8 protein-coding genes are annotated in these 12658 nt (G+C 68.9%); all 8 read right to left on the bottom strand.

The genetic code is table 11. From position 1 onward, the window contains the following. Nucleotides 1-8: 8 nt before the first annotated feature. The 8 genes from AB3X86_RS30710 to bcsZ all read right to left on the bottom strand — a co-directional run bounded on the left by AB3X86_RS30710 (nucleotide 9) and on the right by bcsZ (nucleotide 12658). On the bottom strand, nucleotides 9-272 hold the full coding sequence (locus AB3X86_RS30710) for a hypothetical protein (RefSeq protein WP_368598849.1): 264 nt from the start codon (nucleotides 270-272) through the stop codon (nucleotides 9-11). After that, nucleotides 254-1825: a cellulose biosynthesis protein BcsG gene (bcsG, locus tag AB3X86_RS30715; RefSeq protein ID WP_368598850.1), complete on the bottom strand. Its 1572-nt coding sequence runs from the start codon at nucleotides 1823-1825 to the stop codon at nucleotides 254-256. Before bcsG ends, AB3X86_RS30710 begins: the two co-directional genes overlap by 19 nt. A 50-nt stretch (nucleotides 1826-1875) precedes the next feature. Further along, complete coding sequence (bcsA, locus tag AB3X86_RS30720; RefSeq protein ID WP_368598851.1) at nucleotides 1876-4407, bottom strand: UDP-forming cellulose synthase catalytic subunit; 2532 nt, start codon at nucleotides 4405-4407, stop codon at nucleotides 1876-1878. Then, nucleotides 4404-5189 carry a cellulose biosynthesis protein BcsQ gene (gene bcsQ / locus AB3X86_RS30725; protein ID WP_368598852.1) on the bottom strand — a complete coding sequence of 262 codons (786 nt, stop codon included), beginning with the start codon at nucleotides 5187-5189 and terminating at the stop codon, nucleotides 4404-4406. The genes bcsA and bcsQ overlap by 4 nt, the downstream gene beginning before the upstream one ends. Continuing rightward, entirely contained in the window at nucleotides 5186-5398 is a 213-nt protein-coding gene (locus tag AB3X86_RS30730) for a hypothetical protein (protein ID WP_176123397.1), read from the bottom strand. Before AB3X86_RS30730 ends, bcsQ begins: the two co-directional genes overlap by 4 nt. Next, nucleotides 5395-7344 (bottom strand): cellulose biosynthesis protein BcsE, encoded by a 1950-nt coding sequence (gene bcsE, locus AB3X86_RS30735; protein WP_368598853.1) that lies wholly within the window; start codon nucleotides 7342-7344, stop codon nucleotides 5395-5397. Before bcsE ends, AB3X86_RS30730 begins: the two co-directional genes overlap by 4 nt. A 77-nt stretch (nucleotides 7345-7421) precedes the next feature. Next, entirely contained in the window at nucleotides 7422-11384 is a 3963-nt protein-coding gene (locus AB3X86_RS30740; protein WP_368598854.1) for a cellulose synthase subunit BcsC-related outer membrane protein, read from the bottom strand. Further along, entirely contained in the window at nucleotides 11363-12658 is a 1296-nt protein-coding gene (bcsZ, locus tag AB3X86_RS30745) for a cellulose synthase complex periplasmic endoglucanase BcsZ (RefSeq protein WP_368598855.1), read from the bottom strand. Before bcsZ ends, AB3X86_RS30740 begins: the two co-directional genes overlap by 22 nt.

Raw genomic sequence — 12658 nt, forward strand, 5'->3', positions numbered from 1 at the left:
CGCGGGCCTTATTCCACGCCCGATTCTTGCCGCGCATCTTGCGCGGCCTGCACTTCGGCTTCGTCGCGCGGCACGAGGTTCATCAGCCGCGCGAGCACCGGCCACTTCAGCAGCGACTGCTCGTAAGCTTCCTTCGCCTGGGCATCGAAATAGCGGCCCACCTCGAGCTCCGGCAGACGCAGTGCGAGGCCGCTGATATCGTCGACGGGCCAGCCGCCGCGCGCGGCGTTTTTCGACGTATTGCGCGCGTTCGTCATTTGCCGTCTACCCATACGCCGTCCGGCGTCTTCACCACATAGCCGGACGCGGTCTTCATCGTCACCGTCCCTTCGTTTTCGCCTACCATCTGCGTTTGCGGCAGACTCGTCGCGTACTGCGACAGGCTCACACCCGGCTTGAACGGGCTGTTCGACACCAGATTCGACAGCAGCTGCGCGAGCGCGAGGAAGCTCGACGGATCGTCGATCACCGTGGTCGGCCCATGATTGCCCTGGAAGCCGACCACGCGCACGCCGACCGGCCCGTGCACGATGCGTGGCGTCGGAATCTCGCGCAGGCCCGCGACCTGGTTCGTGTCGCCGCGCAGCGCCGCGCCGTGCTCGGGCACGAACACGATCACCGCGCGCCGCCCGGACGATGCGATCAAATCGGCGAAGCGGTCGAAGTCGCTCATCAGCTTGTTCACGCGCAGCGGATACGAATCGATACTCGTCAGGCTGCTATTCGGCAGCCGGTTGCCGTCGTGCAAGCTGATCGTGTTGTAGTACAGCGCGACCGGCCCCGCGATGCTCGCGCGCTGCGCGTACCACGCGGCGAGCGTCTCGTAGTCGTCGCGAATCGGCGAGCCGTCGAACGCATGCATCGCGACCGGTACGCTCGTGTTCGGAATCAGCGGCACGTTCGGTACGCCGGCGTTGTCGTGGATCAGTTCCAGGAAATTGTCGAAGTGACCGTCGTGGTTCAGCATCGTCTGCGGCGTGTAGCCGGCCTGCGCGAGATCGGCGAGCAGATAACACTGCTGTGGCGCGTTCTTGTACAGGTCCGCGTGCGCCTGCTGGCCGCAGCTTGCGCGCAGCACGCGAATCGCGGCCGGCCCGCTATAGCTCGCCGCGGTGCTGAAGTTCGTGAACAGATAGTCGAAGCGGGACAGCAGCGGATGATTGCGCGCCTTCGCGACATCGAGGTCGTCCCACGACAGCGAGCAGATGTGCAGCACGATCACGTCGAACTGCGCGTTCGGATCGGCGGCCAGATGGCCGAAGCTGACCTGCCGTTGCGACTCCTGCGTGCGGAACGCGGCGAGCGCAGCGTTATGGTCGAGCGGCTGCGCGGCGAGCGGGTTGTTCGCTCCATTCGGGCCGGCATTCGCCGCTGCGTTCGCCGACGCTCCACGCAGTTGCGCGAGCACCACGCCGCCCTCGTGCCACAGCGGAATCGCGACCAGCGCGATCAGCACGAAGGTCGCGACGCGCACCCAGCGATTCACGATCAGATAGCCGACGAGCGCGCCGAGCGCGGCGAGCAGCAGCATCGGCGGCAGGAAGCGCTGCGCCAGTTCCAGCCAGTAGCCGTAGCTGAACGTGGTCAGATTGCCGAACTCCTCGGTCAGACGCGAGAACGGCGGCACGTTCGCCTCGTGGTACATCAGGGGCACGCCGAGCGCGAGACCGGCCAGGTTGCGCACGATGCGCAGCGCGCGCCGGCGCAGCGTCGAAGTCACGACGAGCGCGAGCGCGAAGCCGAGATTCGCGAGCCACAGCGGCTGCAGATGGCCGCCCGCGAACAGGTACAGCTTGAGGATGAAGTACAGGTTCCACAAAGTCATCGACAGGTTCTCTCATTGGCCTGCGCGCGACACGATGCGCGCAGGCTGTATCAATAGCGGGTGCGGTCGAGCGCGAGCAGTGTCTCGCAGGCACGAGCGAGCCCGCCCCACAGTCGCGAATAGCCTTCGACGCCCATCGCGAGCACTTCCTTCAAACCAAGCAGCGGCGTGTCCTCGCTCGTTTGCTCCTGCCAGTCGAGCCACGCGTCGGCGCGGCCGAACGTGCATTGCACGAGCTGCCGTTGCTGTTCGAGCGTGAGGCCGTCGAAGCGCACGCCGAGGTGCCGGCCGACGCAGCGGCTCACGTACACCGGAAAATGAAACTGGCGATCACCGCGGCTCAGGCACACGCCGAGGCTGTCGCCCGGCGCCAGGTTCAAACCCGGCTCGACATCGAGACCGAGGCCGCCGGTCGAATAGTCGCTGGTCGTGCAGGCGAGCGTCGAGCCGTCCGCGAGCAGCAGCGTCGCCGCCGCGCGCATCGCGATGCGATGCGTGACGCGCACCTGCTTCGCCTCACGCGCAACGCTCGAGGCCGCGCCGAGCATCACGAGGTTGTAGAGCGTCCAGAACACGTTCATCAGAATCGTCGCCGTTTCGCCGCTCTGTCCGAACATCAGCCGGTACACGCCGGCCGCGAGCGCGCCGCTGTTCAGTGCGAGCAGCACCAGATACGGCTTCGACGTCGACCAGTCGAAGTAGCCCTCGCTGATGCGCCCGCCCTTGTCGGTCACGTTGAACTTGCCGTGCTTCGGGCTGAAGAACGCGATGGTGGTCGGCAGCACGATGTACCACGCGAGCACCGACTCGTAGACTTCGGCCCAGAACGAGTGACGGTACTTGCCCTGCATGCGCGAGTTCGCGAGGTTCGCGAGCACGATGTACGGCAGCACGAATCCGGCGATCGTCGTCGCCGATGCGTTGATGAAGTACATCTGGAAGAACAGGTACGCCATCGGCATCGTCAGGAACACGAGCCGCGGCACGCCGTAGAAGAAATGCAGCATCGCGTTGCCGTAGCAGAGCCGCTGGAAAAAGCCCAGCCCGCGGCCGATGAACGGATTGTCGATGCGAAAGATCTGCGCCATGCCGCGCGCCCAGCGGGTGCGCTGCTGGATGTGGCCCGCGAGGCTCTCGGTCGCGAGACCGGCGGCCTGCACGGTCGGCAGATAGGCGGTCGTGTAGCCGCGCCGATGCAGCTTGAGCGCGGTGTGCGCGTCTTCGGTGACGGTCTCCACCGCGATGCCGCCCACTTCTTCGAGCGCATCGCGTTTGAGGATCGCGCACGAACCGCAAAAGAACGATGCGTTCCACAGATCGTTGCCCGACTGCACGAGCCCGTAGAACAGATTGCCCTCGTTCGGCACGCGGCGGAACGTGCCGAGGTTGCGCTCGAACGGGTCCGGCGAAAAGAAGTGATGCGGCGTCTGCACCATCGCGCAGCGCGCGTCGCGCAGGAACATGCCCATCGTCGTTTGCAGGAACGAGCGCGTCGGCACGTGATCGCAATCGAAGATCGCGACGTACTCGCCCTGCGTGCGGGCGAGCGCGCTATTGATGTTGCCGGCTTTCGCATGACGGTTGTCGTCGCGCGTCAGATAGTCGATGCCGCAGGCGTGCGCGAAGGCTCTGAATTCCTCGCGGCGGCCATCGTCGAGCAGATACACGCGCAGCTTGTCGGCGGGCCAGTCAATGCCTTGCGCGGCGAACACGGTGGGTCGCACGACGGCCAGGGGCTCGTTATAAGTCGGGATGTAGATGTCGACGCTCGGCCAGCTCGAGGTGTCGGTGGGCAGCGCCGCGACCGCGCGCTTCAGCGGCCACGCGGTCTGCACGAAACCGAGCAGCAGAATCACCCATGTATACGCTTCCGCGCCGAACAGCAGATAACCGAGAATCGCCTCCCCTGGCGTCTGGAACGACAGCGTCTGGGTGACGCGCCACCACACGTAGCGCACCATCGCGAGCATCGCGAGCGTGGTCAGGATCAGCACCGGCATGCGCCCCGGAAAGCGTCGCACGATCAGCGCGATGAATACGAGCACGGCGAAGAACTCGAACTGACCGTCGGACTGCAGCGGCGACGTGCCGATCACCGCCCACAAACCGATACCCGCGACAACCATCAACGGCAGCAGCCAGCGAATATGGCCGATGCGCTGCGTCGCGTCTTCGAGCCGCGTGCCCCAGCGCTGCCACGGCAAGCTCGCCAGCAGCGCGTCGACGCGCTCGCGCCCGCGCCGCCCGAGCAGCCAGAGCGGCAGGAGCCAACGGTCGATCCAGGCGGCCAGCGCCCGCACTGTCGCCGCCGCGCTACGTGACGACGAACGCGGCGCGCGCATGAACGCGCGCCACAGCCATGCGCGCAGTCGATGCGGTTCGAGCACGCCCCATTGCAGCGCGAAATGCAGCACGGCCGCGCGCATCCAGCGGCGCGCGTAATCGGATTTGCCCGGCGCGGGCGGCTGGAAGAACAGCCGCACGAACCAGTCGAGCGGCGTGCGAGTCGCGGGCACGCCAAGGCCGCGCGCGACCCAGTCGAGCGCTCGCGTACGCAACGAACGCGTTTCCCGTTCGCTCATGACCCGCCGTCCCGCCGATCGAGCGGCGCCGTGGCCTCGGTGAGCCACGCATCGAGCCAATTCGCGAGCCCCTGCAGATCGTGCGACGCCTGCGAATGCGGGGCGTCGTCGAACAGCCACGTGCCGCGCGCGAACGACTCGGGCAACGCGACATCGAGATGCACGCGCTGCGCGAGCGGCAGCTTGTCGCCGAGCGCCGCGCCGAGCATCGCCAGCACGTCGCGCTGCATGTCGCGCGCGGGGTTCAGCCGGTTCACGATGATGCGCAGCTGCGCGCATGTATCGCGCAGCGCCGCGAGCCGCGCGACCAGCGTCGCGCACGCGGCCGGTTCGGGCGGGGTCACGCACAGCGCGAGGTCCGCGCAACGCAGCGCGTGCTCGGCCTGCTGCGACGGATAGCGCGCGGTGTCGATCAGCACGACGCCATCGCGCGGCAGATCGAGCTCGGCGAGCGCGTCGGCGAGCCAGTGCGGCTCGGCGGCGAGGCGTGCGTCGCACTGCGTGCTTTGCGCGGTGGACACCGCGCCGTACGGCACGAACAGCACACCGTCCGCGTTGCGCCACGTGGATGCATGCCATGCGGTGTCCGCATCGAGCAGCGCCTGGGACAGACCGGAAGCCGCGAGACCGTCGATGCCTAGCTGCGCGCCGAGCATGTTCTGCGGATCGAAGTCGAGCGCGACGACTTGGCGGCCGCGGCGCGCGAGCAATACCGCGAGCACGGCGGTCAAGGTGGTGCGGCCGGTGCCGCCCGCGGTCGAGACGACGGCGATCGTTTTCATCGCGCCACCTCATCCTGGGTCGTATCGAGCGCGGGCAGCAGACGGGCGCGCAGCGCGACCGGCTCGATCTCGCACGGCACCGCGTCGCGCGGATCGAAGCCGCGCATGGCCGCAAGAGCGCGCCGCGCGCCAACGCGCTGCCAGACGATCCACACCGGCAGCGCGACGACCATGCCGGCCACGAAACACATCAGAACCAGTTCGATCATTCGATGCTCCTCGCGCGCACCGGCATCGCGCTGGGTTCGGCGCGACGACGCGGTGGCATGGGGTGGGGTCGGCGGCGCTCAGGAGCGAGCGGTTTCGCTTCGGCTGATCCGGCAGGCCGGGTTGGCGCAGACGTTGGCGCGGCATCGACTTCGAGCTCGGCACGCGCATGAACCAACGCCACTTCCACTTGCGCGAGTTGCACGGCGGCCACGTGCGCCGCTTCGCCCGCGGCTTCGTGCAGCGCTGCGGCGAGCGGTGAGCTCAAAGGCGCGCCATCACGCATCGACGCCGCGAACATATCGCTGTAATCGGCGATCCGGTTGCGCCGGTTGGCCGCGTCCAGCGCGTCGAGTTCGGCGCCGATGCTCTGCTCCGCCAGGTGCACGAGCGAATCGGCGAGCTGTTCGACCGGCACATCGATGATCCGTGCCAGCGCGGCGTCCGCATCGGCGAGCCGGCAGGCGAACAGGAACACGTACAGATGCGACGCGTCGACGGTCAGCACGTCGCCCGCGCGGCGCGGCACACAGTGCTTCAGCGCATCGACGTGCGCGCATTGCGGCAGCAGCGTCAGCTTCACGAGCACATGCGGCAGTTGCAGCACGCCGCTGCGTGCGAGCACGAGGCGCACGCGCTCGCAGAACGCGCCGGCCGGCAGATAGCCGCGCACGTCGTCGCTCAACGCGGCGCTCAGTGCGCTGCGGTAGTCGGCGGCGACCGGCCGCGTATGGAGTTGCCCCTGCAGCGACTGCAGCAGCGACTGCATGCGCGAGAACGGCAGGTCGCGGCCGAGCACGAGGTTCGCGCCGAGCGTCAGCACGAGCAGCTCGTATTGATGGCGCAGCACTTCGCCCCGCTCGACGACGACGATCTTCAGCGCGCGCCCGGCCTGGCGGCGCAGCGCATGAACCGTCGCGCACAACGCATCGAGCTGCGCGCCGCCCGCGTAATCGACCACCACGGTCGCGGCCTGCGCATGGGCGCACGCGCTCAGCACCGCGGCCTGATCGGCGCACACTTCCCAATGCGGCGGCAGCCACGCCTCGTGACCTCGCACCACCGCGCGGCTCACGACGACCCGCTGCTCGTCGCGCGCGAGCAGGCGTTCGCCGCGCGCGACGCTGCTGGCCAGCGCATCGGGCGCGACGCTGAGGTGGCCGCTGTCGGTAAAGCGCAGGGAGCGGACTTCGCCCGTCACCAGCGTGCGATCCGCGCGCCAGAAGTCGGCATGCCACAGCAGCTCGCCGTGCGTGCGCTCCATCCGTGCGACGCCCGCGCATGCCGCATGGAACGCGTTGCGGCGTGATGCATCGATGACGCCATCCGGCGCGCCGCGTGTATCGAGTGAATCGTCTTCGCCATTTCCATCGACGCTAAGCAGCAGCACCAGCGTGATACGACGTGCCGCGCACCAGTTCGCGAGCATCCGGCCTTCGTGCGCGAGCGCGGCGGCGTCGTGCCAGTTGAACCAGCGTTCGGCGCCTTCGATGAAATACAGCGAGCCTGCACGAAAACCGAAGCGCTTCAGCGCGCGCAGACCGCCGAACAGTTTGCCGTGCGTCGCGGCGCTGTCGGCTTGCTGCTCCGACTCTTGCGCATCATCGACTGCCGGCATCGCCAGCACGTTCAGATTGCGCGGCCAGCCTGCGGCCGGCGCGTTGGCGCTAAAGCCCCGCTCGCGCAAACGCTGGGCAACGGCCGCGCGTTCACGCGCGAGCACGACCGTCACGTCGCGGGTGAGCGCGGTGCGCGCGCTTTCCCAGATCAGCGTATCGACGCCCGGCGTGTCGCCCCCCGGCGTGCGCGGCGCCGCATAGATCGCATACAGCTTGCCCGCTTCGAGCGCGGCCCATTCGCCCGGCAAGGCCTCGATCGCGAGACGGCCGACCTGCCGTGCGCGACGCTGCCCACCGGTGCCGCCGAACATGCGCAGCCAGCGTCGCATGAAAGTGCGCCCAGGAGTTTGGGTTGGATTCGAATCGGTGTTCACGTCTGCTGTCCCAGGTCTCGTTGCATCGCCGTTCAATAGCTCGAATAAAGCCGTACCGGCTGCGGCGACAGACGGTTGTCCTGCCTGCGCGCATCGAACGTGTAGCGCAGATAGACGAGCGCGGCGCTCGGTGCGTAGTCGTGCGAGCGATCGATGCTCAACTGCGCGCCCAACACCAGATGCGGATCGGCGCGATACTCGACGACGCCCGCGAGCCCATACGAAAACGCGACGCCCCGCGTCGAGCTGCCCGCATTGACGAGACCGTCGAGCCCCGGCGCCGCGCCGAGACCGGCGGGCAGACCGTTCGGGTAGTACGGCGAATCCCGCTCGTACGAATTCGACACGCCGACGGTCGCGCTCAGATCCCACTTCAGCGCGCCATGCCGCCCCAGCCATTCGAGCGGCACGCCGAGCGACAGATAGCGCTGCGGACTGTAGTAGCCGCCCTGCCCGAACGAATAGAAGCGCAGGTTGTTCGTGTAGTGCCATGCGTTGCCGACGAGGCCGGTGCTCACCAGTGAATTCGCGCGCCGGTAGACCGGCATCGTGAAGCCGGTGCGCAGCGTGAATTCCTGATTGCTCGCGACGTTGCGCCCGGTCAGCTCGCCCGCGCCGAGATCGGCGAACAGGTTCGCCGCACCGAGATCGAACGATGAATGCAGGTCGATGCCATCGCGGCGCACGCCGCCCCACACGGTGCCGGTCACCGGATCGTGCATGCCGGCATACGACAGCTGGCTGCCGGTTTCCGGACGGCGCGAGCCGCTGACCGAAAAGCTCGCCGGTCCCGCGTCGAAGCGGTAGCGCACCCCGCCGACGAGGTAAGACACGGGGAATCCGAGCGGCGTCGTGCCGAAGTCGAAGCGCCACGCGTCGGACGTGTAGCCCGCGCCGAGCGCGACCCCGGTGGCCGACTGATGCAGATACGGCAAGCCCGCGGCCAGCGTGGCGAGTTGCTGCGGCGACAGGCCGAGCGACGTGCCGAGCTTGTCGGCCGCGCCGAAGCTGCCGAAGGTATCGCGCGTGAACGCGTTGGCGTCGCTGACATCCAGGGTGCCCGCGTCGAGATGCACGGTATCGATGTGCGCGAAGAAATGGCCGTCATAGCGATACGGGATCTGCACGTACACCGGCACCTGCCACGCGCGCAGCTGCGAGATGCCCGCGTCGCCGGACTTATACGCGGGCAGCCAGCCGGTCTCGATCGACGGATTGCGGCGCTGTTCGAGATCGTCGAGCGCGGCTCGCGCGGGCGTGCCATCGGGTCCCGCGCGCACACCCGCCGAGCGTTCCTGCGCGAGCGACAAACGGTACAGCGAAGCCGCATCCTCGTACTGTCCGAGGTCTTCGGCGATGCGGCCGCTTTGCACCGTCACGTCCGGCCGCGTCGGATACGCGGCGCGCAGTGCCGTCGTGATCTGCTGCGCGTCGCGCGCTTGGTTCAACGCGGCGAGCCGGCGCGCGGCCGAGAGCCGGGTGTCGACGTCGTCGGGCGCGGCGCCGTCAAGCACATCGTGCACGACGCGCAGCGCGGCGCCGCGCTGGCCGCTCTGCTCCAGCACGCGGGCCAGCGCGAGCTGCGCTTCCGGATCGTTGGGCTGTGCGGCGAGCAGTGGCGCCAAGGTCGCCCGCGCGGCCGCGTAGTGGCCCTGCACGCGCTGCAGATCGGCGAGTTCGAGCGTGTAGCGTTTGTCGCGCCGACCGGCGGCGCTCACCGCCGCGAGTCGCTGCTCGGCCGCTTCGTAATCCCCATGATCGATCGCTTCGTCGGTTTGCCGTAAGGCCGCCCGCAGCGCCTGATCCTCGAGGCGCGCGTGTTGCGCAGCGTCCAGCTTCAGCCGCGGATCGTCACGCAACTGCTGAAGCCATGCGGACAGCTCCGCGTCGCGTCGCGCGCCGCCGAGCAGATCGCCGTAACGCAGCCGCACGTCCGCGTCGGCCTCGCCCGGATGCGCGTCGATCCAGTCGCGCAGCAACGCGAGGCCGCGTGCGGCGTCGCCCGCGTCGATCCACTGCGCGCCGACCGACGCGAGCAGATTCGGATCGTCGCCGGCCAAAGCGCGTGCGTCGTCGAGCAGGCGGAGCGCGCTTGCGCGATCGTCGCGGGCGAATGCGGCGCGCGCGTCGGCAAGCTTTCGTTGCGTTTGCAGATTGCGATCGAGCGCCCGCATACCCTCGGTGCGGTCCTGCTCCGGGATCAGCGCGAGCGCCGCTTGCGCGCCGCTCAGGTCATCGAGCGAATTGCGGTAAAGCGCGCTCGCATAGCGCATCTCGGCCGATGGCGCGAGCGCGAGCCCCTCGTCCATCACGTTGCGGCCGAGTTGCGGCAGGCCGAGATCGCGGTACAGACGCGCGAGCGCGAAACGCGTCCACGCTGCGTCGGGCTCGCTGCGCAAGGCGGCTTCATAGCGTTGCGCGGCGGGACCGCGCTCGCCGCCGGCGAGCAACTGGTCCGCCTGTTTGGCAAGCAGATCGGCACGCAGACGAGCGAGGCTCTGACGATCGTCGGCGGCGGTGAAGCGGCTTTGCAACGCGTCGATCAACGGCTCGACCTGCGCCGCGCGGCCGGTGTTTTCGAAGAGCGTCTGGGTGCTGCGCAGCGCTGCCACGCTCGGCGCATGCCCGCTCAGCATGTCGCGCAAGAGCGGCTCGGCCGCGCTCCAGTCGTGCTGCGCGAGCAGCGCGTCGGCGAGCATCAGCTTCGCGTCCGCGTTGTCCGGCTCCATCGCGAGCGCCGCGCGCGCCGCCCGCTCCGCCTCCTGCGCGTGGCCCGCCGCGGCAGCCGCGCGTCCTTGCGCGAGCGTGCCCCAGAATTGGGCGGTGCGCGCGAGGCTCTGCCATTTCGCGCGATTGTCGGGCGCGAGTGCGGCCGCGCGCAGAAACAGCGTGCGCGCTTCGTCCTGCCGCCCCGCCCGCATGCGCGCGATGCCGAGACCGCCGACTGCGTCGGCATCGTCGGGACGCGCGCTCGCGGCGCGCGCGAGCAGCGGCTCGGCGGCCGCGACATCGTTGCGCTCGAGCGCCCGCAGACCGCGCTGCTGGGCGATGTAGTCAGGGTTGTGTTCGAGTTGCCGTTGCGCGTCGAGGCGCGCTTCGAGCGTCGCGACCCGCTCGCGGAATTCGGTGTCGTCCGGCACGAGTTGCAGATAGGCGCGCAACGCCGGCAGATACGCGAGGTCCACCCCCGCCGATTGCAGCACGTGACGCCACGTGTCGAGCGAGGCCGTGCGATCGGAGTCGGGCCGCGTCGCCAGATTCCACGCGATGCGGTTGGCTTCCGCGCGCGTATCGCCGCGCGCGTTCAGCAGATTCGCGAGCACCAGCGCGGCATCGACGTCGGACGGATCGGCGGCGATCCGCCGATGCAGTGCGACCAGCGCCTGCTCGCGGCCCTCGGGCGTACCCGCGAGAATCTGGTAGTACTCGGCGCCGAGCGAGCCCGACGGCGCGCCGTGCGGAAACAGCAGTTGCAAGCGCCGCACCGCTTCGGCGGACTGGCCGCTACGCGCGAGCAGACGCACGGTCGCGAATTCCTCGCGGCCGTTGGTGGCGACGCGGAATTCGTCGTCGAGCTGCTGGATCGGCGCGCTGTCTGGCGCTTTGGCGCGCAAGCGTGCGAGCGTCGCCTGCGCGGCTTGCGCTTTCCCGAGACGCAATTCGATACGCACCTGCTCGGCAAGCAACACCGGATCGCCCGGCGCGGCTAGCAGCGCCTTGTTGATTGCCTGCAACGCAAGGTCGTCGCGATGTTTGGTCGACCACATGCGCGCGGTCGCGAGCAGGCGTTGCGCGGCGGGATTTTGCGGCGGCGCTATGCTCGGCTGAGCAGCGGGTGCCGCCAGCGTACCGATGGCAGCCGTGCGCGCGGCAGTCGTGCGCATCGCTTCGGCTTGCCCGGTGTTGCCGTACGCGTGACCCGTGATCGCCGCGGCGCATCCGCACGCGAGCACGCCGAAGCGCGCCACGCGCGTCACTGCGGCGCGGCGCGGCACGACGTGCTCCAGTGCGGATCGAGGGTGCCGTCGGCGGCGAAACGATAGCGGCCTTCGCGCCAGCCGAGCGCGAACAGGCTCAGCACGCTCGTGTAGTAACCGGCGGCCGTCTCGCTATCGAGCGCGGCGACGCGTGCGATCTGCGCATCGGCGAGCGCGCGCTGGCCGCGCGCATCGAGAAACGGCACGGCCGCCGCCGAAAAACCGGCGTTGCCCATGTTGATGCCGGCACGGCCATTCGTCGCGTCGACTTTCTCGGGCGGTGCGCCGTGCGCGGCGATGAAGTCCGCGAACGGCGCGAAGCGCGCGAGCAGCGTCGGCGCAAGCGGATCGCTCCGGTCGAGCATGCCGGCCCACAGGTACACGCGAATCGCGTTATAGGCGCTCTCGGCGTGGGTCTCGGCGTCGGGTGCGAAGCCGCGGTTCGCGCGGTACAGCGCCCAATCCGGCGAGAAGCCATGCGGCGCGGTATCGACCAGGATGCGGCTCGTGCTCGCGAGCAAACGCGGCCAGCGCGGATCGTCGGGCAGCCGCGTGGCGAGGCCGCGCAGCACCTGCGGCGGCATGTAGCTCGGATTGACGCGCCACAGGTCCGGGTCCGGATGAAAGCCGACCGGGCCCGGCAGCAAGGTCAAGCCGAGCCCCGGCGCGTTGGCCGTTTCCTCGTCGAGCACACGGCGGGCGAGCACGGCGCCGCGCGCCGTGTAGCTGCGCTCGCGCCAAGCGTCGCCCGCTTCGAGCAGCGCATAGGCGATCCACAGGTCCGCATCCGACGATGCATTCGCGTCGAGCACGGCCCAGTTGCCGTCGGACGAGCGGCCCCACAGCCATGCTGGCAGACGCGCGGTCAGGTCGCCCTGCGCAAGATGCTGCTCGGTCCAGCGCAGGATCGTGTCGAAGGCCGGGCGGTCATTCGCGACCAGCGCGAAAAACAGTGCATACGATTGGCCCTCCGACACCGTTCGCTCGTCGGACGAACCGACGTCGATCACGCGGCCATCGGCGGAAAGGAAGTCGCGCTTGAATTGCTGCCAGCGCGGCCAGGGCGCGGCGGTGCAAGCTGTGATGTCGGCGTGGCTCGGCAGCGGCGCTTGCGTGGCGAACGCGTTGTGGCTGCTCGCGAGCGTCAGCATCGTGGTCAGCACCGTTGCTGAAACGCTCGCCGTTGTTCGCACGAGCCTGCTCGCGAACCTCGCGTGCAGGTCTGCGCCACTTTCAACGCCCACCCCGTCGCGCACTGCCCGCCATAGCGCCCCGCCCTTCGACTGACTCAT

Source organism: Paraburkholderia sp. BR14374 (assembly GCF_040948685.1).
GTDB lineage: Bacteria > Pseudomonadota > Gammaproteobacteria > Burkholderiales > Burkholderiaceae > Paraburkholderia > Paraburkholderia youngii.